Origin of the sequence: Janthinobacterium saanense, from assembly GCF_014200675.1 — a bacterium.
In the GTDB taxonomy this organism is placed as follows: Bacteria; Pseudomonadota; Gammaproteobacteria; order Burkholderiales; family Burkholderiaceae_D; genus Janthinobacterium.
Genome location: NZ_JACHCI010000002.1, coordinates 183,419 through 203,699, shown reverse-complemented (window position 1 = coordinate 203,699; position 20,281 = coordinate 183,419). Strand labels below are relative to the sequence as shown.

The following is a 20,281-nucleotide window of genomic DNA, read 5'->3' as shown; positions in this document are numbered from 1 at the left end:
CAGTGTTTTCTATCAGGCCGCCATCTTCACCATCCCAGGCAAGCGCTGTTGCAGCAGCGCCAGCAAGGCGCGCGTCTTGGCCGCCAGGTGGCGATGGCTGGGATAACAAGCCACCACGTCCAGCGGCATCGCGTCAAGATCGAGCTTGACATGCACCAGATTGCCCTGCGCCAGGCCGCCATTCATGACCACGATCCTGTCGATTGCTGGCACTGCGGCAATGTTTTGCTGGTAGGCGATGCCGCCCACGCCGCCCTGCCCACCTCGGGCCAAGGCGCCTGCCAGGCACTGGAAGATGCGTATCACCTGGCGCAGTGCCTGCAACAGTGTCTGCAAGGAAGTGACCTGGAGACAGCCTTGCCTGCGTTCACGGCCCGCCGGCAAACCAAGACAAGCCAGATCACCTTGCAGGCGCGCGCCGTGGCGCAAGCCTTGTTCAACACAGATAAACACGCCTGCCGGCAACGCGACGAACAGGCGCGCCAGGCCGATACGCGGCAAATCATGGCCGATATGGCGCGCGGCTGGGGCAGTGGATTGCCGCTAAGCAGAAATTTACTTGCTTAGCTAATGACGGGCCTGCATATACTCCTGATAGGACGGCAGGCTCTTCATATGGCCGTGGAAGGGTTCCTCAGCATGGCAGCGGATGCATAGCAGCTCGAGATTCTCGTCAACATTATCGCTCTTTACCCCATTGCGATGATGCAAATGAAGATACTGCGCCATTACACCGTTCAGGTTCACCCTGCATTTATTACACGAATACCCACGATTTTTCTTGACCGCCAAAGCGATATCTTGCCAATCCGCCGGATAATCATTCAATGGGGCCGTGTCCGATGTATGTGCCGGCCTCACTGCGTTGAGATCTTTGGGGTAAGTTTTAAAAAATGCCTTTAATTCAAACTGCCGGACTCGCCCTAAGCGCACGTCTTGCGCCAAGCCCATATGAAAATCTTGCCAGCGTATGTGGACCAGACAAAGCTGGCAGACATTGAGCATCGCCATCTTGGAAACAACCGGTTGGCCAATGAGATTCACCTGAAAATGACCATCATCGCGATTCGCCACCACATAGCGCTCAAAACGCCGTTTTTGACGCATGCCGTCGAGCGTCTTACAAAACGTCAGGTGAAATTTAGGCAACTCCTGCTTTCCGCCATAGTTGCTAACATCACGGATATATAACAGCACGCGGTGACCACGATAGGCAAGCGTCTTATCTGAAAGAATTTGTATCTCTTCCAGGCCCACGTCGATACCATTTTCCTGCAATCGCGTGACGACGGGCAGTTCGATTTCTTTCATACGATGCTGGCGTCCAAAAGCCTCGGCCAAGGGCGCCGCCATGTGATGGCGCAGATTATTGAGCAAGGGCCAATCCAGAAAGTTAGGTAACTTCAAGATGAGCCCGCCTTGAGATCATGCGCAATCTGATCCATGCGATCGCTGGCATTGGTGACGATACGAAATTCCACCCGCTGATTTGCCAGTTGGGCGGCAGCAGATTGTTTACCGGGCGCTATAGGCCGCGATGATGACAAACCATTCGCAGTCACATGTTGTATCAGCCAATCCTGATCATTCGACACGGCAGGGAGACTCAACAGATACTCCAGCGCACTGCGCGTTCTTTCCTGCGATAGTCCCATATTGAGAAAATACGCGGTTTTCACATCCGTTTCCTTGGTCCAGTCAAGACTGGTATGCCCCTCGATACGTACTTCCTTGACAGCAGCCTTATAGCGCTCCGAGGTCAGCAACGCGATATACCGCGGAAAGAAAGTAGCGAGTATCTGCTTGAACTGAGGCCTCAGCTGTGCTGAACCGGTGGCAAACAACACGGTAGGATCATTAAAGCGTATGGTCATATCGCCCAGCAACTCGGCATTCCATTGCTTCAAGTCCTGGGCGAATTCCTTCTGCAGCGCCTGCAGCATGTCATTCTTGGTATCTTCGTATTCCTTCACCACCAGGGTAGTGGTCTGCTCCACCCGCAACATGAAGGCGGCCGTCAGCAGCATGAATATCATCATCAGCCCGGTCATCAAGTCCGCCAGCGGAATCCAGTATGACTGGTTACTTTCTTCGTTTTCCATGATTTATCACCTCGCCGCCATTTGCACGACGTCACGCAAACGCTCAGTCAGCGGCGTGTAGTCACTGACAAATTTCTCCGACAAGGAAGCAAGTTGTCGTCCCAGCAATTCCAGACTTTTCGTCAGCTCTTCCTGCAAGCCCTTGTCCAGCGTGATAACACTCTGGCGTACCACATCCAGTCCTTTCGAAAGCTCATCATTGACCTCCTTCTGTGACTTTTTCAAGGTTTCAGCCAAAAGCTGTTTCATCTCGGCGGACGAACTTTGTACCTGGGTACCAAAATTGCGTACCACGTCGCTCACATCCGCTTGCACTTTCGCTACACCACGCTGCATGCTCGATGCGAGCTCATCTAATTTCTGAGCAAACTGGGGCGCGACATCTTTCATTTCCATCAACACAGTGGATAATGAACGCTGGGACTGTTCAATAATCACCGATTGCTGGGCCAGTCCACGCAATATCGACTCCATACTCGCCGCAGCATCAGTGAATGCACCGGCCCGTTCCGTCATGGCAGACAAACTGCCAGCGGCGATACGCAAATCGTCAGCAGCCGAACGCTGCACGGTCTGCATCTGATCGAGCTCCACGCGATATTGCTGCTGCCAGACGACTAATTCCCCCACTGCGGCATTTAAATGTTTAAAGTTTTCGCCAAACTGCTCATTGATTTGAGTATTAAAGTCGCCGATCACTTCCTTTAAAGCCTCAATCAACGCTTTGGAACCGTCTTCCGCCATTTTGCTGGCAAATGTATCGAACGATGCCCGCAGCCCGCCTAACTGATCTGCCTGTTCCTGACGCATGAGCTTCATTTGGGTTAATAAACTTCCCTCCTCTGATCCTGCCAGACTTTTCTGCAACGCCTGAACAGCTGAAACAACATCACCCATGCCTGCCACATGGGCCGCACCAGGACTTGGCGCTATAGGGATTTTCTGTTGATGATGACGAAAACGGATAACCAGCGATCCGGCAACACCACAAAACGGATAACCAGCGATCCGGCAACACCACTGAGTGACGCCCAGAATGCCGTCTTCACGCCTTTTAACAGCTCCGGAACACTTGATGAGACATTCGATGTATCAAATCCCATGAGGGCAACTGCAATTCCCAGGAAGCACCCAAGAATACCGACGGTTGTCAACACTTCTGGTCCATGTTGGACGGCAAAACGATTGAAGCGATAACCAGCAAACCAAATCGTCAATAAAATATTAATTCCAATAAATATCGGCGTTATTGGCTCATCAAACATCGAGGCAAAGCCCGTACTTGCGTAAGCGAAGGATGGAAAACTGGTAAAGAAAAGCAGTAACAAAAAACGCATTGTAATCCCATGAAAAACAGCAATCAGAAACATCAACGTCTGATGCCGTAGTCAATTAAATGACTTTTAATAAAAATAACCTTTTATTTTATCACTAACGAAATTAGCCGTCAGGAAATTGTTTTCACAATAAATATTTATTGATTGCCGCTTTCATCGCCCAGGCGCGTGAAAACTCTCACCGGAATGGGCAGGCTTCAGGGATGGCCCTGGCTATGCTAGAGTGGGAAATTGCCCCAACAACAAGTGTGAATGCCATGCCCCACAGTCTGTCTCACTCCCTGATCGCCACCGCCCTGCTCGCCTCCATCCACGGCGCCGTTGCCGCTCCCATGAGCCTCAATGATTATCTGGCCCTGCATGGCCCCGAGCCGACGGTGCAAATCCCTTATGGCGCGGCGCCCTCGCAATACGCCCAGCTGTTCCGCCCGACTGGTGCGGGGCCGTTTCCGGTGGTGGTGCTGGTGCATGGCGGCTGCTGGACGGTGGAGTTCGGTGGCATCACGCAAATGCATAACGTGGCCGGCGCGCTGGCTGCGCAAGGCATTGCCGTGTGGAACGTGGAGTATCGGCGCGTCGATGAAGCCGGTGGCGGGTATCCCGGCACTTACCAGGATATGCATGCGGCGCTCGACAGCCTGCAAAACCATGCGACGCAATATCAGCTCGATACCAGCCGTATCGTGGCCATGGGCCATTCGGCCGGCGGGCAACTGGTGCAATGGATCGCCGGCCGCGCCAAGTTGCCGAAAACCAGCCCGCTGTACCGCGACAACTTCCTGCCCGTCAACAACATCATCAGCCTGGGCGGCCTGGCCGACCTGCGCCATGAACAAGACTTGATCAGGAGCAGTTGCGACCGTGAAATGGTGCAACTGGCAGGCAGCGCCAGCAGCGAGCGCCCTGACATCTACAGCGACACCAACGCGGCCAATCTGATGCCCAACGGCAGCCGCACCGTGCTCGCTAGCGGGGAACTGGACACCATCTCCCCGCCGAGAGTCGCCCACGACTATGCGGCCAAGGCCAAACTGGCCGGCGACCAGGCGGAAGTGCTGATCTTGCCAGGCGCCAGCCATTACGATGAAATCGCCGCCACGTCGAATGCCTGGAAAATGATCTTGCCGGTAATACGCCAGATGCTGGGCATGGATGCTGGTGAGGCTCGCCCATGAAGGAACTGAAGTTCCTGCAATGTCACATTCAAGCCATCGCCGGCATGCTGCTTGCCGCCAGTTCCGCCTTTGCCTACGGCGAGACCGGCCAGCAGCTGGAAACCGGCTTGATCCATGCGCTGCAACTCAAGCCAGGCACAAGCGAGCGCAGCGGCTATTCAGGCAAGGCCATCCAGGCCTATATGCAAGCTGGCCTGGTCGGCAAGAAACCGAACCAGCGTTCTGACTACACCGATTACTATCTGGTGGCCGAGGGTGCAAGCTTCCTGGGTCATGAACTGGTGCTGATCGAAGAAGAATACATCACGCAATACATAGGTTGCTGCGTCAGTCCCGGCGCCGGCGTCACGGTGAAAGTGAATGGCAGTACGAAAAACCTGGCAGCCTTCGCCAAGACCAATCGCTGCACCTTGCTAGACCCGGTCGATCTCAACCATGCACTGCGCGAAGACGCCATCAAGGCCCGCTTCCCCAAAGCACACTATGCGTCGCTCAGTTGCAGGGAGCGCGATGCCATCCCTGACGATGCCTGACTCAAACCAGGCTCCATGTCACCGGCCTCAAGATATTCCAGTCAATGTGACAATGCACGCATATTTCCATTTGGCAATTTGATATCCTCTTGCGGCCATGAGCGGGGAGATAGATTCAGGATATTTCCCGCTCTGGTACTTACATAGGAACGCATATGAGTGACCGTATCAAAGTTGGCGATGTATATTTTGAACTGCCGAAGGGAGCACTGGGGCGCCCTATGAAGGTTGTTGCTGAAAAAACTGAATTACCCCAAGCCCTGGACCCGGTGGCTTTTGCTCCGTCCACACCAGATTTACTCACACAATACTTCACGCATTCCGCCACGGTGGAAAAGCATGAAAGCGTTCGGCCAGCATCCGAACCGGAACTCGATCAAATGACAGCCTTGCAGACATTTGTCGGCGTAAAAAGCACGTTGCCAAAAAAGTGGCTGGAATATGCTGACGGCAAGCGCAAACATGGCGGCTTCAACATCTGGACCTTTGTGTTCGGATTCTATTGGTTTGTCTACAACAAGATGTACGGCAAGGCGACCATTTCCGCAATTTTTGAACTTTTCATGCTGTTGCTCGCATTGGGCACCGTCGGCGAGATCATCCAGTCGCCCGGCTATCAGCCATCAGGCGTCCCTCTGGAACTGCTCGCCGTATTATTTGGCTTCGTCCTGCCACGCCTTGTCATTGCTTACTGGGCAAACATCGCGCTCTATCGAAAAGCCACGCGTGAAATAGGCAAGATACGCAGCTTTAAAGTCAACAAGCAAAGAACACTCTCCATGATCGCCAGTGCCGGTGCAGGAAGCCTAGGTTCAGTGATCTTTCTCAATATCGCATTTTTCATCATACGATTTGTATTTAACAATTCGTAATTTATTGAGTGCAATGAAAAACAATGAAGATTCGTTTCTATATTTTCTTACTGACCCTCTGTCATACGCTTGCCTCGGCAACAGAACCCTGCCTGAGCCAGTGCGGATCAGCAAATCCGGCAGGAATGGAATGAGCAACAGCAAAACCCCGATGCCAGCAATGCGGAAAAAGAAGGATTGCAACAGCGCTGGCGCGCCATCGATGCAGGAAACCTAGCGGAACTCAAAACCATCATCGCTGCTTGCGGCTGGCCGTCCGGCGCACAGGGTAGCCACAGCGCCTGGTTGCTGGCGCAGCATGCCGATAGCGACATCGCATTCCAGCGCCAGGCTAGAGGCTTGCTGGAAGCGGCCGTCAAGAACGGTAGCGCTGCAGCACGCAACCTGGCTTATCTGGCCGACCGTATCGCAGCCGCCGAAGGCCGGCCACAGGAATATGGCACCCAGTTCACACAGCCTGACCGCTGCCACCTGGAAATGCTACCAGTCGACAACATCGACGCCGTAAACCGCCGCCGCCTTGCCATTGGCCTGCCAAGCCTAGAAGCATATGCAGCAGAGAGACGCAAGCGCTTGATTCCTGCAGATTGCCAAAATGATGTCAAATAAACAAACCAGAAAAAATGCTGCTGAACTCACTTCCCATTTTAGTATCCATACCCGGCGAGACTGAGAATAGCCAGAAGTTGGCCAGCTCAAGACCCGCCCAAGATAACACTCAAACCTGGCGTCGGCGTAAAGCAAAGCCTATCAACGCCAGCCCAGCCAGCGACATCGTCACACTACCGGGCTCCGGCACAGCCGAAATGGCTTGAGCATCGAATATCCATTTGCCGCTCGTTGCCGTGGCGCTGGTGATCACATTAATACCGCCATTTTGTCCGCCATCGAAAATACTGAAATACATGGCATAAGAAAGGGCCGACGTACTCCATTGCGGGAGATCATCATCTCCATACCACTGATCGCGCCAGCTTGCACCTTTAGCATCAGACAAAGTATATTCCTGTACACCAGACTGGCCGTTATACAGATTCATAGCGCTCACCGCAACAGTAACCCTGGTCAAGCCATCGGCCTCGGGACGGATCACAAATTTCCCGTCTGCGAAGGTCCCAAACATCGCATTGTGCGCAACCAGAGCATAAGCGCCACCCTCTCCACCTCCAAAGCGAGCCGTCTCATAGGTACCGCTCATCACCATCGTGGGCGCGACACTAACGCTGAATCCGGCATGCGGCACTACGATCAGACCGTCGAATGAGCGCTCAAAGCTACCAGTCGGATAGGAAAAGTGTAAGGGGATGTCCAGCGTATTGCCATTGACGCTAAGGCCGTCGACGCCATATGTATCGATGTCGTAATAAAAGTCCATATTGCTACCAACCAACTTTTCATAATTGGCAGCCTGCACAGGGAAGATACAGGCGAGTGCCAACGCTGCGGCAAGCAAGCGACGAGGCAAGTTCAAAGTTTTCATTGAGTGTCCTGAAATATAATCAAGACATAAAGATAACTATATTGTTTCTTTTAGTATACAAATTTTTAATTTTTATAAATATCATTTACGGCAAGCCCAGTCAACGCAACCATGGCAGGCTCGGCCCATGCGGCAAGGCCGCCGGCAAAAGCGATACGGATGGCCATGGTGCTGGCGGGCAAGCGCCGAGGAAATTGCGGGAGTTGTGAAGTACAGCGGAAAGGCATAGCTGGTCTATCCTTATGTTCTATCAGCAACTTGCTCAGTTGCTCCAGCGCGTGCAGCGCCATCACAAGCACTTCAGCCGATGGCGCAGTATCAGACTGGCCGGCAAGACTAACCAGCTACGCCAAATAAGCCTATTCCATCAGCTGCCGGCGCGGCCGATCAATCAACAGCCTTTTCGCCATCGTCATCAAATAAGCACGCGGCGTCTACACTTCGCCCAAGCCATCGCGCAAGCCCAGCAGCCGCATAAAAGTACCCTGCACCAAATCCACCACCTACTCCGTACACCCTATCTTCTTGCGCCCCCGCAACCAGGCGCTATGGCTGCCGTAAAGTAAGTCGATCTGTTCATGATGCATGTCAGCCATTGAGACGAAGACTGTTCGACTGCATGGAGGAATAGGTCTGAAAGATAGCTAGAGTGCGGCGCTACGTATCTACTAGCGCACGAAAAAATAAATATTTATGCAACAAAATTTCTATGCAACCTTTATAATTAATCCCCTTGATTTAATAAATTCCTTCTTGGCAACAAACTTAGTCCTAATCTTCTGATCTTTTATATTTGTTTTTAATTATGAAACTAACGAGAAATCAATCATGACGGACGCGGCGAAAAGTAAAGATTGCTTCATCATCATGCCAATAGCGGATACGGAAGGCTATCCACAGGGGCATTTTAAGCATGTCTACGACAACATCGTGGCCCCCGCATGTGATATGTCTGGCTATAACGCGGTCAGAGCTGATGATGTCAAGGCTACAAATCTTATTCATCTGGACATTCTCAAAAAGCTTATTGAAGCGCCAGTTGCCATATGCGATCTAAGCAGCCGAAATCCAAATGTTCTATTTGAACTTGGTATCAGACAGGCGTTTGATAGGCCTGTCGTTCTGATCCAGGAAATTGGAACCCCTAAGATTTTTGATATAGCGCCGCTTCGTTATCTTGAGTACTCAAAGGACATGAAGTATCACGACGTACTTAAAAATCAACGCGAGCTAAAGGATGCTATTGAAGCAACCGTTACGGCTAGCGGAGAAGCCGGCAATGTCAACTCAATCGTTAAGCTTCTCGCACTAAGTCAATCTGCGAAAATTCCGGAGCTTAAGGGTGACAAAGAAGGCTTAGCGCTTGGAGTGCTCCGAGCAGAAATGCAAGAGATGAGAAAGCTTATGGAGCTTTCCATGTACGACAGAAATCGTGGTGGCCGCAAAGGATCCATTTCCGCAGTCGAGTACGAGCGAATTCTTAATACACTTGACAAAATTCAGGCATCAAAACGCGTTTCTGCCCCTGAAAGGGCTGAACAATTGCATGTACTGATGCGTGATGCTGAAGAACTAATGATGCGATGTGATGAGAAGGCGGATCATATGCACTTCCGGCATCTTCTTGAGCGAATTCACCGCGCATTGATAGATATTGCATAATAATTCATTCAATTCGACGTCGTTCTGCGGCACGGAATAATTCAGCGTGATCCGAACTTTTGGATTGGGTCGCAAACAGAATTTATCCAACATTACCATACATCTCAAGACCGCAAACCAACCACAAGACCTCGCGTGGGCCCAAGCCCTCCGCCAAGGCTCCCCGGGCCCAGCGGACCTGAAAAATGGCCAGGGCAAGGCGCGCGGGCGCAGACAGTACGCATGTACGGCAAGCCCAAGCAACGCAGCCCTGGACAACTCTCACGCCCGCGACTCAGGCCCGCACTTCTAAAAAATCATTGAACAGTCGCAAGATAACGGGCTAGCTGGGCGAAGGTAGCCTTGAACCCCTCCGTCATGGAAGCATGCCCTTCAACAAAAGTCTTGTGCTGCTCGTCGGTGGCCTTGTGCGGCGTTGAGCGCAACGTCATGGTCGTCTTGCCATTCTCTTCCGTGAGCGTCATGGTATTGAACGACTCAAGAGGCCAGGTCGCACTGGCCGGATGCTGCACAGGATTGCCCTGCTGATCCGCAAACGACAAGATAGAAACGATACGCTCCGGGGCATCAATCTGCTGGTAGGTAAACTTGCCCCACATCTCATAACCATTATCGGCCCGCATGCCGTAGTGAAAAACACCACCGGGTTTGAGCTCCAGCGCCAGCACGCTGAGGGTAAAGCCTGCCGGGCCCCACCATTGCGCCAGGCGTTGCGGCTCCACCCACGATTGAAAAACCAGGTCGCGCGGGGCGTCGAAAGTCTGGCTGATGACAAAGTCGCTACTGTCGCGGTACTGTCCCTGCTGGTCTGCCGTGCTCATGCTGTCTCCCTATGATGGTTTGTAGTTGTCCCACCGCCTAATGTAGCAGCGGCGTGAAAAAACAGGAAGGCCCGCACGCTGCTCAAAACGGCATGCTAGAATATTAGTTCGAAACCTAACTATTAGACGACTCACCTTATGATCTCTATCGAAGAGCGCTTCTCGACCGCGCTCCACCGGACGGCGCGGGGCTGGCGCAATGCCATCGACCGGCGCCTGAAAGACCTGGACTTGGGGCAAGCCAGCTGGCTGACCATCGCCATGATCGCCAAATCGCCCCAGCCGCCATCGCAAAGCGAGCTGGCGCAGCAGCTGGGCGTGGAAAACCCCACCATGGTGTCCATGCTGGACCGGCTCGTGAAATCGGGCTTCGTGCTGCGCCAGCAATCGGAAACCGACCGCCGGGTCAAGCTGGTGGTGCTGACGGAATCGGGCACGCAAGTGTATGACACGGTGCGCAAGGAAGCCGATGGTTTCCGCAAGGAGTTGCTGCAAGGCATAGATCCTGAGCAATTACGCATCGCCACGGAATTGCTGGAAACCTTGCAGTGCATGACGGAACTGGGCGGGTCTGAAAGCGGGTGCGCCTGATGAGCTCCGCCACTGTCGGTAGTCCCCCCTCTCTGCCCGCTTCGCAGGATCCAACCTTGAACCGGCGCATGATCACGATTTCGATCATGCTTGCCACCATCATCCAGGCGCTCGACGGCACCATCGCCAACGTGGCGCTGCCGCATATGCAAGGCAGCTTGTCCGCCTCGCAAGACCAGATCACCTGGGTACTGACCTCGTTTATCGTCGCCGCCGCCATCGCCACGCCGCTCACGGGCTGGCTGTGCGACCGCTTCGGCCAAAAGAATACCTTCCTTGTTTCCGTTGCCGGTTTTACCATCGCCTCGGTGCTGTGCGGCCTGTCTGGCACTTTGTCGGAAATCGTCGCCGCCCGCTTGCTGCAGGGCGTATTCGGCGCGGCGCTGGTGCCGCTGTCGCAAGCGGTGCTGCTCGACATCAATCCGCGCGAGAAACACGGCTCGGCCATGGCCATCTGGGGCATGGGCGTGATGATAGGCCCCATCCTGGGCCCTACCCTAGGCGGCTGGCTGACGGACAGCTATAGCTGGCGCTGGGTATTCTTCATCAATATCCCCATCGGCGCGATGGCCTTTTACGGCATCTGGCGCTATATCCGCAAGGATGCGCCCAAGGGCCGCATGACGTTCGACATGTTCGGTTTCGCCACCCTGAGCCTGTCCATCGGCGCCTTGCAGATGCTGCTGGACCGGGGTGAGCAAAATGACTGGTTTTCATCCCCGGAAACGTGGATAGAAGCCATCGTGCTGGCCATGAGCTTGTGCTATTTCATCGCCCATACGGCGCTGCGCCCGGCCGGCAAGTCTTTCCTCGACTACCGGCTGCTGAAAAACTCGAACTATGTCAGCGGCTTGCTGTTCATCTTTATCGTCGGCCTGGTGCTGTTCGCCACCCGCGCGCTGACGCCATCGATGCTGCAGGGATTAATGGGCTACCCGGCCGCGATTGCCGGCCTGGTTACGGCGCCTAGCGGCCTGGGCACGATGATGGCCATGCTGGTGGTCGGCAAGGTGACAGGCAAGATCGATACCCGCATGCTGCTGGCGGCAGGCTTTTCGATTACCGCGTTTTCACTGTGGCAAATGGCCAATTTCACTCTGACCCTGGTGCCCGGCACGGTGGTATGGAACGGCATCATCCAGGGCATAGGCCTGGGCCTGGTGTTCGTGCCGCTGAGCGCGGCCACCTTCGCCACTTTGTCGCCCGAGATGCGCGCCGAAGGCACGGCGATTTACAGCCTGGTGCGCAATATCGGCAGCAGTATCGGGATTGCCCTGGTGCAAACCCTGCTGGTACGCAACACGCAGATCGCCCATGCTTCGCTGACGGAACACATCACGATCGCCAATCCGGCCCTGCAAGACCCGGGCATTGCCAGCGTGTTTAACCTGAGCACCAGCACCGGCATGGCGGCCCTGAATAATGAAATCACGCGGCAGGCATCGATGATTGCCTACCTCGATGACTTCTGGATGATGATGTGGCTGACCATCCTCGTCCTGCCGCTGCTGTTATTGATACGTCCCCCCAAGAAAAATGCGCCTGTCGTGGTCGACCACGCGGCCATGGAGTAAGCACCATGCATAAGAAAACGATGAAACTTTCCCTGACCGTAATGGCCTTTAGCTTGGCATTAGCCGGCTGCGCCAGCATTCCGCCCGACACGCTCGTGTTGCCGCAGCAAGACCTGGCCACGGTGCAACTGGCGGCCGACATCCACCTGGCCAGCGAAGGCTGGCCGGCCGCCCAGTGGTGGCGCCAGTTCCAGGACGATCAGCTGGACGGCTTGATCAGCCAGGCCTTGGCTGCCAGCCCCAGCCTGGATGTGGCCAATGCGCGCATCAACTCGGCCCAGGCCGCGTTCGATTACCAGCACGCCGACCGCGACGCCAATGTCAGCCTGAGCGCCAATGCCAACCGCCAGCGTTATTCGGGCAATGGCCTGTTCCCCGCCCCCATAGGCGGCAGCTACTACTCGGAAGAAACAGTGGGCGTACAAGCCCATTACGACCTCGACTGGTGGGGCAAGCACAAGGCGCAAATCGCTTCGGCCCTGGGCGAAGTCAATGCGCGCCGCGCCGAATTCGCCATGTCGGAACAGATGCTGGCAGCCGAAATCGCCAAGCACTATTTCAGCATCCAGACCAACTGGGCGCGCATGGATAATCTGCATGCGCTGGTGCAACTGCAGCAAGACCTGGTAGTCGACAAGGAAAAGCGCATCGCCAATGGCCTGGGCGTGAATGACGAACACCTGTCGGCGCAAACCCGTTTGAGTCTGATACAGCAGCAAATCGCCTTGCTGGAAACGCAGATCATCACCGAGCGCGAAGCCATACGCGCCCTGCTGGGCGCCGACAGCACCGCGCTGGCCAACTTGCAGCCGCGCACGGCCCTCGCCTTGCCACACGCCATGCCGGGCAAGCTGGGCATGGAATTGCTGGCGCGCCGGCCCGACTTGCAAGCGGCCCGCTGGCGCGTGCAGGCATCGTTAAGCCGCATCGATGCGGCCAAGGCCGCGTTTTATCCCGATATCGACCTGGGTGCTTCGTTTGGCCTCGATGCCGTAAAACTGGGCAAGCTGCTGGAGTCTGGTAGCCGCACCCTGTTTATCGGCCCGGCGCTGTCCTTGCCGCTGTTCGATGCGGGCCGGCTACAGGCCCAACTGGGTGGCGCGCGCACGGAGCGCAACGAGCTGATCGCCGATTACAACCAGAGCGTCTTCAATGTGGTGCGTGACGTGGCCCAGGCCGGCGCCAAATTGCAGGGCGTGGAAAGCCAGTTGCGCCTGCAAGATGACAACATGCGCACCAGCGAAAAACAATTGCGCAACGCCAATGCCCGCCTGAAACAGGGTCTGGCCGACCGCGCCACGCAGCTCAGTGCGGAAATGACCGTGCGCTTCCAGCAAGACCTGTTGATGCAATTGCAGCAGCAGCGGCAAAACGCGGAAATCAGCCTGAACCTGGCTCTGGGTGGCGGCTACCGCGGCGCCAGCGATTTTCCGGACACCAGCACGGCAGCAACTGTCACAACTTCCACGGCTACACACTAAACATCGCACACTAGAGAACTCATCATGAGCAACGATAACAATACAAATACAGCTTCCGACACGCCTATCGAAGGCAACAACAAGCGCAAGAAAGTCTTGCTGGGTATCACAGCCCTGTTCGTGCTGGCGGGCATCGGCTGGGCCGGCTACTACAAGCTGGTGCTGTCGAAGGAAGAGCAGACCGACAACGCCTACGTGGGCGGCAACCTGGTCACCCTGTCGTCGCAAGTCACGGGCAACGTCAATGAAATCCGCGCCGACGAAACGCAGATGGTGCAGGCGGGCGCACCCCTGATCACACTGGACGGTATCGACGCCGACCTGGCCTTGAGCCAGGCGCAAGCACGTTTGGGCAATGTAGTGCGCCAGGAACGCGAACGCTATACGGGCGTGGCGCAATACGACGCGGTGGTCGAACAGCGCCGCCTGGCCCTGGCCACGGCGCAAGGCAACCTGGCCCGCCGCGCCCCTTTGGCGGCCGATCACACGATTTCCGGTGAAGACCTGGCGCATGCAAAACAAGCTGTGGATGACGCCAGGGCCGCCTTGACGGTAGCCCAGCGCCAGGCCGATTCCATGCGCGCCGGCGTGGCGGGCGTGCTGCTGGCCAGCCACCCGGCCGTGCTGTCGGCCAAGGATGACCTGGTGCAAGCCTGGCTGTCCGTGCGCCGCAACGCGGTGATCGCGCCAGTTTCCGGTTATGTGGCCAAGCGCAATGTGCAGCTGGGCAGCCACGTCACGCCAGGCACGCCGCTGATGTCCATCGTGCCGCTGGATCAATTATGGGTCGACGCCAACTTCAAGGAATCGGAATTGCGCAATATCCGCGTGGGCCAGGCCGCCACCATCGAGACCGACCTGTATGGCAGCAAGGTGGTGTACCACGGCAAGGTGCAAGGCATGTCGGCCGGTACGGGCAGCGCGTTTTCCCTGCTGCCGGCGCAAAACGCCACCGGCAACTGGATCAAGGTGGTGCAGCGCGTGCCGGTGCGCATCGCGCTCGACCCGCAAGAACTGGCCGCCCACCCGCTGCGCATCGGCCTGTCGACCACCGTCACGGTCGACACCAGCCATGGCGAAGGCGCAACCCTGGATCAACCGATGGTGGCGTCCACCGTGTACAGCACCAAGGCCTTGAGCCAGCCGGTGGATGAGGCGGTGAAAATGGCGGATAACATTATTGCGCAGAACCTGGCGCATTGAATTAACGTGCCAAGCCCAAAAGAGGCCGGGGTCGTACCCTCAGGGTACGACCCCAGTCTCTGCCCTGCGGGTTACATCGACACTACTTCGCTTTCCCCGCAGCCGCCACCTGCTCCAAGATATGCTTGGGTACGGCGGCGTAGTGCTTGAACTCCATCGTGTACGTGGCCCTGCCCTGCGTCAAGGAACGCAGGGTGGTGGAGTAGCCGAACATTTCGGCCAGCGGTACCAGGGCGCGCACGATGCGACCGGTGCCGCCGGGGATGTCGTCGACGCCCTGCACCATGCCGCGCCGGGCCGTCAGGTCGCCCATCACATTGCCCATGAAGTCTTCCGGCGTTTCCGCCTCGACCTGCATCATCGGCTCCAGCAGCACGGGCGCCGCCTTGCGCATGCCATCCTTGAAGGCGATCGAACCGGCCATGCGGAAGGCGTTTTCATTCGAATCGACGTCGTGATAGGAGCCGAAGGTCAGGGTTGCCTTCACGTCCACCACCGGATAACCGGCCAGCACGCCCGATTTCAGGGTTTCCAGTATGCCTTTGTCGACGGCTGGAATAAATTCGCGCGGCACCACGCCGCCCTTGATGGCGTCGACAAACTGGTAGCCGGTACCCGGCGCCAAGGGTTCGAGTTTCAGCACCACATGGCCGTACTGGCCGCGTCCGCCTGACTGCTTGACGAACTTGCCCTCGATATCTTCCACCATGCGCGTGATGGTTTCGCGGTAAGCCACTTGCGGCTTGCCCACGTTGGCCTCGACGCCGAATTCGCGCCGCATGCGGTCGACCAATATTTCCAGGTGCAATTCGCCCATGCCCGACATGATGGTCTGGCCCGATTCCTCGTCCGTATGCACGCGGAAAGACGGGTCTTCCTGCGCCAGCCGGTTCAGGGCGACGCCCATCTTTTCCTGGTCGGGCTTGGTTTTAGGTTCGACCGCCTGCGAGATCACAGGTTCCGGGAAGATCATCTTTTCCAGCACGATAATGTGATCGATGGCGCACAGGGTGTCGCCGGTGGTCACGGCTTTCAGGCCCACGGCGGCGGCGATGTCGCCCGCATACACTTCCTTGATTTCCTTGCGTTCATTCGCATGCATCTGCAAGATGCGCCCCAGCCGCTCGCGCGCGCTCTTGGTGGGGTTGTAGACCATGTCGCCAGAATTGACCACACCCGAATACACGCGGAAAAACGTCAACTGGCCGACAAAAGGGTCGGTCATGATCTTGAAGGCCAGGGCCGAAAAGTGTTCATCGTCGGCCGGGTGGCGCTCCACCTCGTTGTCGTGTTCGTCGTGGCCCATGATGGGCGGCACTTCCAGCGGTGACGGCAGATATTCGATGACGGCGTCCAGCATCGCTTGCACGCCCTTGTTTTTAAAGGCGCTGCCGCACAGCATGGGCACGATTTCATTGCGGATGGTGCGTGCGCGCAAGGCTTGCTTGAGCTCCGCTTCACTGAATGTGTCGCCATTCAGATAACGCTCCGTCAATTCGGGCGTGGCTTCGGCCGCCTGCTCGACCAGATTGTCATGCCACTGCTGCGCCTGCTCCTGCAGGGCGGCGGGTATCTCGCCATAGCTGAACTGCACGCCCTGGCTGGCGTCGTCCCAGGTGATGGTACGCATTTTCAACAGGTCGATCACGCCCGTAAAATGCTCTTCAGCGCCTATCGGCAGCTGGATCGGTACAGCAATGCCTTTCAGGCGGTCGCGGATCTGCTGGCGCACGCGCAGGAAATCGGCACCCACCCGGTCCATCTTGTTGATGAAGGCGATGCGCGGCACATGGTATTTATTGGCTTGCCGCCAGACGGTTTCCGACTGCGGCTGCACGCCGCCCACAGCGTCATACACCATCACGGCGCCGTCGAGTACGCGCATCGAGCGCTCCACCTCGATGGTGAAATCGACGTGGCCCGGCGTATCGATAATGTTAATCCTGTGTTCCGGGAAATTGCCGGCCATGCCTTTCCAGAAGGCCGTGGTGGCGGCCGAGGTAATCGTGATGCCCCGCTCCTGCTCCTGCTCCATCCAGTCCATGGTGGCGGCGCCGTTATGCACCTCGCCTATCTTATGGTTCACGCCGGTATAGAACAGGATACGCTCGGTGGTGGTGGTCTTGCCGGCGTCGATGTGGGCGCTGATGCCAATGTTGCGGTAGCGCTCGATAGGTGTTCTGCGGGTCATCACAATCTCCATTGCTAGCCATGTTACCTCTACGCCGCGCCGGGATTGCGCGACGGTTTTTCAGTGTAGCAGACATCGATTTCACCGGCATGACAGGGCCGCATTCTGGTGCGCACGCTAGCCACCCCGTAGAAATAAAGCTTTCCGCTATACTTTCGATCAATTACCAAGACAATAAGCAAGACCAGTTGATCAGTATCAATACCGGTAATTCCCTCCCTGCTATGGCGCCTATGAAAATTGAAATAAAAACCCTCATCCTGACCACCTTGCTGGCCTCGCCAACATTTGCCATGGCCGGCGAACTGGAGCAGCAAATGCAACGCTGCTCCGTGCTCGGCGACGCCAGCGCGCGCCTCGGCTGTTTTGACACTTTGGCCAAGGCCGTCGAAGAAGCAACCATCGCCAATGGCGGCAACCCGCATGCCACGGCCGCTACCCTGGCAGTCGCAGCAGCTTCGACCACCAGTTCCGCCGCCAACCCGGCCGCCATCGTCACGCCAGACGCCGTCAACGCCGCCATTCCGGTCGTGGCCCAGGCTGGCGCCGCGCCACCGGAAGCACCGATTTCGCGGGTGACGCAATTGTGGGAACTCGATGACGCGTCCAAGCGGGGCTTGTTCAACTTCCGCCCGCACCGCGACAATTATCTGTTGCTGGCCAATTACAGCACGTCCTCGAACGACGAACCGTTCAAGGAATTCACCCCGGGCGGCATCAAGAGCCAGCATGTGGAGCTGACGTATCAGCTGAGCTTCAAGATGAAGATGATGGAAGACATCGCCGGCACGCCTATCGATATGTGGTTTGGCTACACGCAGCAAAGTTTCTGGCAAGCTTATAACCGCAAGGAATCGAGCCCTTTCCGCGAAACCAATTACCAGCCGGAAGTCATGCTGGTCATGCCGATCGGCAAAACATTGGCGGGCGTGGACTTCAAGTACCTGAACCTGGGCCTGGTGCACCAGTCCAACGGCCAGACCTCGACCTTGTCGCGCAGCTGGAACCGGCTGTATGCGGAACTGGGCATGGAGCATGAAAACGTGGCGGTTGCAGCGCGCATCTGGCGCCGCCTCGACAATGGCGTGGCGGACAATGACAATATCGATATCGTCGACTACATGGGCCATGGCGACGTGAAGGTCAGCTATCGCAATGACGGACATGAATTCTCCGTCACGGCCCGGCGCAACTTCAGCACGCGCCACGGCTCGCTGCAAGCTGGCTGGGCTTTCCCGCTGAAAGCCAACCTGAAGGGTTATCTGCAAGTATTTTCAGGCTATGGCCAAAGCCTGATCGACTATAACTACTCGCAAAAATCGCTGGGTGGTGGTTTCCTGGTGGATTTCTAAATGCAAAAATGGCGCCGATGGCGCCATTTTTATTCGTGCAAAGATTTAGCGTCGGCCGCCGCCCAATACGCGGGCTGGCAACATCACTATGGCGCGCAGCAACTCAAACACGCCTTCCACGCCGATGCCGATCAAGCGAAACGGCAGCAACATCAGCCAGGCCAGCGGGTACAGCAGCAGGGCCAGCAAGGCCAAGGGCCAGCACACCATCAACAGCAGCAGCCACAGCACGAATCCCAGCATGACACTCTCCCATTTCTCCGAATTAATGAGCGGGGCAAGCTGTCTGGCTCATCCCGCTACTGTGAGCACACTATATAAAAGCGCCACTGCGACAGCAATCGCCATGCGATGAAATGCACGATACGGGGATGGACGGGACTAAAGCTGGAATGAACTGCGTAAAACGACAGACCTACTGGCCGACGCAAATGACCTTGGTCACGTATTCGTGCGCATTCGGCTTCTTGCCGGTAGCCCATTTGATGGCCTGGTTGGCTTCGGCGATGGTCATTACCGTGGCCTTGTCTTTCGACTTGATAAAGGAAACGCCTTCAAACACGCCTTCCTTGCTGCGCATGACCTTGGCAAACACGGGCGGCTTGGTCTCGCCGTCGCTGATTTTGTTTTGTTGCACGAGGTAACGCTGATCGATCTGTTCCATGATAGTAAAGCTGTTCAGTGATAAAGCACGCAATATACCCTGAATGGACAAAGACCGCAGGACGAAATGCCTGCGGTCTTATCTAAAAAATCATTCTGATAATCAGGCAAACACAGGATTCTGCACCACCGGCTGCAGGCAGGCATCATAGACCACCTGGGCTTGCATCGATGCTTCCAGCGAAGGAATCGAACCGCCCGCGCGGTACTGGAAACTTACCTGCAGCACATCACCCGCCTTCACGGCGACCGGCGTGGCCAGCGGCAAACACATATAGTGGTTGAGCCAGTCGATGGTGGTCGAATGTTCGGGCACCACGGCCAGGATGTTCTTGGTGACGAAACGCAAGGCATTCAGGGTACCGCTGCGCTCGACTATGAACTTGCCGTCGAAGCCGAACAGGCCATCGACGGGCTGCGTGAAGTCGATGATGCTGTAGACCGACGGCGGCGCCAGTTCCAGCACGCCGGGGTGGATGGCCGTGGTTTCCTGGAATTGCACGATGGGCGCATGGAAACCTTCGAAATCGTATTCCTGCTGCATAGGCTGCACGGCCATGATCACCGCTTCCGGCAAGAACAAGGGCAGCGGGCCGCCAAAGCGGGCCAGGTAGCGGCGCTTGAACGATTCGATCACTTCGACCTGCTTTTCACGCAGCATGCCCACATGGATCATTTCACAAATGACCACATCGACCGGTTCGGGCGGCAGATATTCAAACGCATCCGCGTGCACGACCTCGACTTTTTCACCGTTGGGATTGAGCGCCAGCATCTTGCGCGCTTCTTTCACCATGTCCGGATTGAACTCCACGCACCATACCTTGTCCGCTTTTGCCGCCGCAAACCAGGACAGCACACCCGTACCGCCGCCCAGTTCCAGCACCTTCATACCCGGCTTGACCGCATAGTCGATGGCCGACTTGAAGCCATGCATGCGGTTCTGGTCCATCAGCATATTGTGGTGGTAATGCACGGGGATAAATTGCCCCAGATAACAACTCTCAATTTCTCGTTCATTCAGCATATCTGTCCTCTTGGAGCCTGGCTCCGATGGCCGATCAATTTTGTCGTTCCAGAAAGCAGTGAGATCGCAGGGGCTGCGTGAGGGGCGGCGACAAAACAGCCGGCGCCTGACGTGCGTATTGTGTGCCATGCGGTCTATCTCCTGATTAATGCGACGAGATCATTATCGTTAATCAGGAGCAAGGACAAAGGGCTGAGATGAGAGGCAATTCCATGTC

The 20,281-nt window shown here is 56.2% G+C and carries 22 protein-coding genes and 1 pseudogene; 11 read left to right on the top strand and 12 right to left on the bottom strand.

All coding sequences use genetic code 11. From position 1 onward, the window contains the following. Nucleotides 1-12: 12 nt before the first annotated feature. A complete protein-coding gene (locus HDE72_RS28045; protein WP_260176523.1) occupies nucleotides 13-336 on the bottom strand; it encodes a hypothetical protein in 324 nt (107 codons plus the stop codon). Here HDE72_RS28045 and HDE72_RS28040 point away from each other — a divergent pair. Beyond that, a complete protein-coding gene (locus HDE72_RS28040) occupies nucleotides 226-567 on the top strand; it encodes an FAD-dependent oxidoreductase (RefSeq protein ID WP_409254947.1) in 342 nt (113 codons plus the stop codon). The two genes, HDE72_RS28045 and HDE72_RS28040, sit on opposite strands and share 111 nt — an antisense overlap. On the opposite strand, the gene HDE72_RS03735 is transcribed toward HDE72_RS28040, so the two are convergent. From HDE72_RS03735 to HDE72_RS27665, 4 genes are read right to left on the bottom strand one after another with little or no spacing between them, the layout of a single operon-like run. Further along, nucleotides 568-1,407, bottom strand: a complete 840-nt coding sequence (locus tag HDE72_RS03735) for an HNH endonuclease (RefSeq protein WP_260176455.1) — start codon at nucleotides 1,405-1,407, stop codon at nucleotides 568-570. It abuts the gene before it with no gap. Next, nucleotides 1,404-2,102: an OmpA/MotB family protein gene (locus HDE72_RS03730; protein WP_183737388.1), complete on the bottom strand. Its 699-nt coding sequence runs from the start codon at nucleotides 2,100-2,102 to the stop codon at nucleotides 1,404-1,406. The genes HDE72_RS03735 and HDE72_RS03730 overlap by 4 nt, the downstream gene beginning before the upstream one ends. Before the next feature lie 6 nt (nucleotides 2,103-2,108). Then, on the bottom strand, nucleotides 2,109-2,999 hold the full coding sequence (locus HDE72_RS03725; RefSeq protein WP_260176454.1) for a hypothetical protein: 891 nt from the start codon (nucleotides 2,997-2,999) through the stop codon (nucleotides 2,109-2,111). A gap of 32 nt (nucleotides 3,000-3,031) precedes the next feature. Then, nucleotides 3,032-3,472, bottom strand: coding sequence for a hypothetical protein (locus tag HDE72_RS27665; protein WP_260176453.1), 441 nt, complete (start codon nucleotides 3,470-3,472; stop codon nucleotides 3,032-3,034). A gap of 224 nt (nucleotides 3,473-3,696) precedes the next feature. Here HDE72_RS27665 and HDE72_RS03720 point away from each other — a divergent pair, with 224 nt between their 5' ends. From HDE72_RS03720 to HDE72_RS03705, 4 genes and pseudogenes are all read left to right on the top strand, one after another. After that, nucleotides 3,697-4,614 carry an alpha/beta hydrolase gene (locus HDE72_RS03720; RefSeq protein WP_183737387.1) on the top strand — a complete coding sequence of 306 codons (918 nt, stop codon included), beginning with the start codon at nucleotides 3,697-3,699 and terminating at the stop codon, nucleotides 4,612-4,614. Further along, nucleotides 4,611-5,147 (top strand): hypothetical protein, encoded by a 537-nt coding sequence (locus HDE72_RS03715; protein WP_183737386.1) that lies wholly within the window; start codon nucleotides 4,611-4,613, stop codon nucleotides 5,145-5,147. Before HDE72_RS03720 ends, HDE72_RS03715 begins: the two co-directional genes overlap by 4 nt. Before the next feature lie 155 nt (nucleotides 5,148-5,302). Beyond that, nucleotides 5,303-6,019 carry a DUF2628 domain-containing protein gene (locus HDE72_RS03710; RefSeq protein WP_183737385.1) on the top strand — a complete coding sequence of 239 codons (717 nt, stop codon included), beginning with the start codon at nucleotides 5,303-5,305 and terminating at the stop codon, nucleotides 6,017-6,019. 111 nt (nucleotides 6,020-6,130) lie between these two features. After that, nucleotides 6,131-6,628, top strand: a pseudogene (locus HDE72_RS03705) (DUF6624 domain-containing protein); the annotation flags it as partial. A 109-nt stretch (nucleotides 6,629-6,737) separates the two neighbouring features. On the opposite strand, the gene HDE72_RS03700 reads toward HDE72_RS03705, so the two are convergent. Continuing rightward, nucleotides 6,738-7,499, bottom strand: a complete 762-nt coding sequence (locus HDE72_RS03700) for a PEP-CTERM sorting domain-containing protein (protein WP_221291145.1) — start codon at nucleotides 7,497-7,499, stop codon at nucleotides 6,738-6,740. Between the two features lie 65 nt (nucleotides 7,500-7,564). Further along, entirely contained in the window at nucleotides 7,565-7,792 is a 228-nt protein-coding gene (locus HDE72_RS03695) for a hypothetical protein (RefSeq protein ID WP_183737383.1), read from the bottom strand. Nucleotides 7,793-8,327: 535 nt separating this feature from the next. Between HDE72_RS03695 and HDE72_RS03690 the strand changes: the two genes are divergently transcribed. Further along, complete coding sequence (locus HDE72_RS03690; protein WP_183737382.1) at nucleotides 8,328-9,161, top strand: hypothetical protein; 834 nt, start codon at nucleotides 8,328-8,330, stop codon at nucleotides 9,159-9,161. Nucleotides 9,162-9,457: 296 nt separating this feature from the next. Here HDE72_RS03690 and HDE72_RS03685 read toward each other — a convergent pair whose 3' ends face one another. Beyond that, nucleotides 9,458-9,982: an SRPBCC family protein gene (locus HDE72_RS03685; protein WP_183737381.1), complete on the bottom strand. Its 525-nt coding sequence runs from the start codon at nucleotides 9,980-9,982 to the stop codon at nucleotides 9,458-9,460. Between the two features lie 138 nt (nucleotides 9,983-10,120). On the opposite strand from HDE72_RS03685, the gene HDE72_RS03680 reads away from it, so the two are divergent. Genes HDE72_RS03680 through HDE72_RS03665 form a run of 4 tightly spaced genes read left to right on the top strand, consistent with a single transcriptional unit; the run spans nucleotide 10,121 to nucleotide 14,831 of the window. Further along, the gene (locus tag HDE72_RS03680; protein ID WP_183737380.1) at nucleotides 10,121-10,573 is read left to right on the top strand and encodes a MarR family winged helix-turn-helix transcriptional regulator; all 453 of its coding nucleotides are present in this window, start codon (nucleotides 10,121-10,123) and stop codon (nucleotides 10,571-10,573) included. After that, nucleotides 10,573-12,147 (top strand): DHA2 family efflux MFS transporter permease subunit, encoded by a 1,575-nt coding sequence (locus HDE72_RS03675; RefSeq protein ID WP_409254946.1) that lies wholly within the window; start codon nucleotides 10,573-10,575, stop codon nucleotides 12,145-12,147. The genes HDE72_RS03680 and HDE72_RS03675 overlap by 1 nt, the downstream gene beginning before the upstream one ends. Nucleotides 12,148-12,167: 20 nt before the next feature. Then, nucleotides 12,168-13,628: an efflux transporter outer membrane subunit gene (locus tag HDE72_RS03670; RefSeq protein WP_183737664.1), complete on the top strand. Its 1,461-nt coding sequence runs from the start codon at nucleotides 12,168-12,170 to the stop codon at nucleotides 13,626-13,628. A gap of 24 nt (nucleotides 13,629-13,652) precedes the next feature. After that, nucleotides 13,653-14,831 carry an HlyD/EmrA/EmrK family protein gene (locus HDE72_RS03665; RefSeq protein WP_183737379.1) on the top strand — a complete coding sequence of 393 codons (1,179 nt, stop codon included), beginning with the start codon at nucleotides 13,653-13,655 and terminating at the stop codon, nucleotides 14,829-14,831. Nucleotides 14,832-14,913: 82 nt separating this feature from the next. On the opposite strand, the gene fusA is transcribed toward HDE72_RS03665, so the two are convergent. Further along, nucleotides 14,914-17,022: an elongation factor G gene (gene fusA / locus HDE72_RS03660; protein ID WP_183737378.1), complete on the bottom strand. Its 2,109-nt coding sequence runs from the start codon at nucleotides 17,020-17,022 to the stop codon at nucleotides 14,914-14,916. A 233-nt stretch (nucleotides 17,023-17,255) separates the two neighbouring features. On the opposite strand from fusA, the gene HDE72_RS03655 reads away from it, so the two are divergent. After that, nucleotides 17,256-18,374, top strand: a complete 1,119-nt coding sequence (locus tag HDE72_RS03655; RefSeq protein ID WP_260176448.1) for a phospholipase A — start codon at nucleotides 17,256-17,258, stop codon at nucleotides 18,372-18,374. A gap of 45 nt (nucleotides 18,375-18,419) precedes the next feature. Here the strand turns inward: HDE72_RS03655 and HDE72_RS03650 are convergent, their stop codons facing one another. The 3 genes from HDE72_RS03650 to HDE72_RS03640 all read right to left on the bottom strand — a co-directional run bounded on the left by HDE72_RS03650 (nucleotide 18,420) and on the right by HDE72_RS03640 (nucleotide 20,064). Further along, a complete protein-coding gene (locus tag HDE72_RS03650; protein ID WP_183737377.1) occupies nucleotides 18,420-18,617 on the bottom strand; it encodes a hypothetical protein in 198 nt (65 codons plus the stop codon). A gap of 172 nt (nucleotides 18,618-18,789) precedes the next feature. Further along, nucleotides 18,790-19,038, bottom strand: a complete 249-nt coding sequence (locus HDE72_RS03645) for a hypothetical protein (protein ID WP_183737376.1) — start codon at nucleotides 19,036-19,038, stop codon at nucleotides 18,790-18,792. 102 nt (nucleotides 19,039-19,140) lie between these two features. Further along, on the bottom strand, nucleotides 19,141-20,064 hold the full coding sequence (locus tag HDE72_RS03640) for a methyltransferase domain-containing protein (RefSeq protein ID WP_183737375.1): 924 nt from the start codon (nucleotides 20,062-20,064) through the stop codon (nucleotides 19,141-19,143). Nucleotides 20,065-20,281 lie beyond the last annotated feature (217 nt).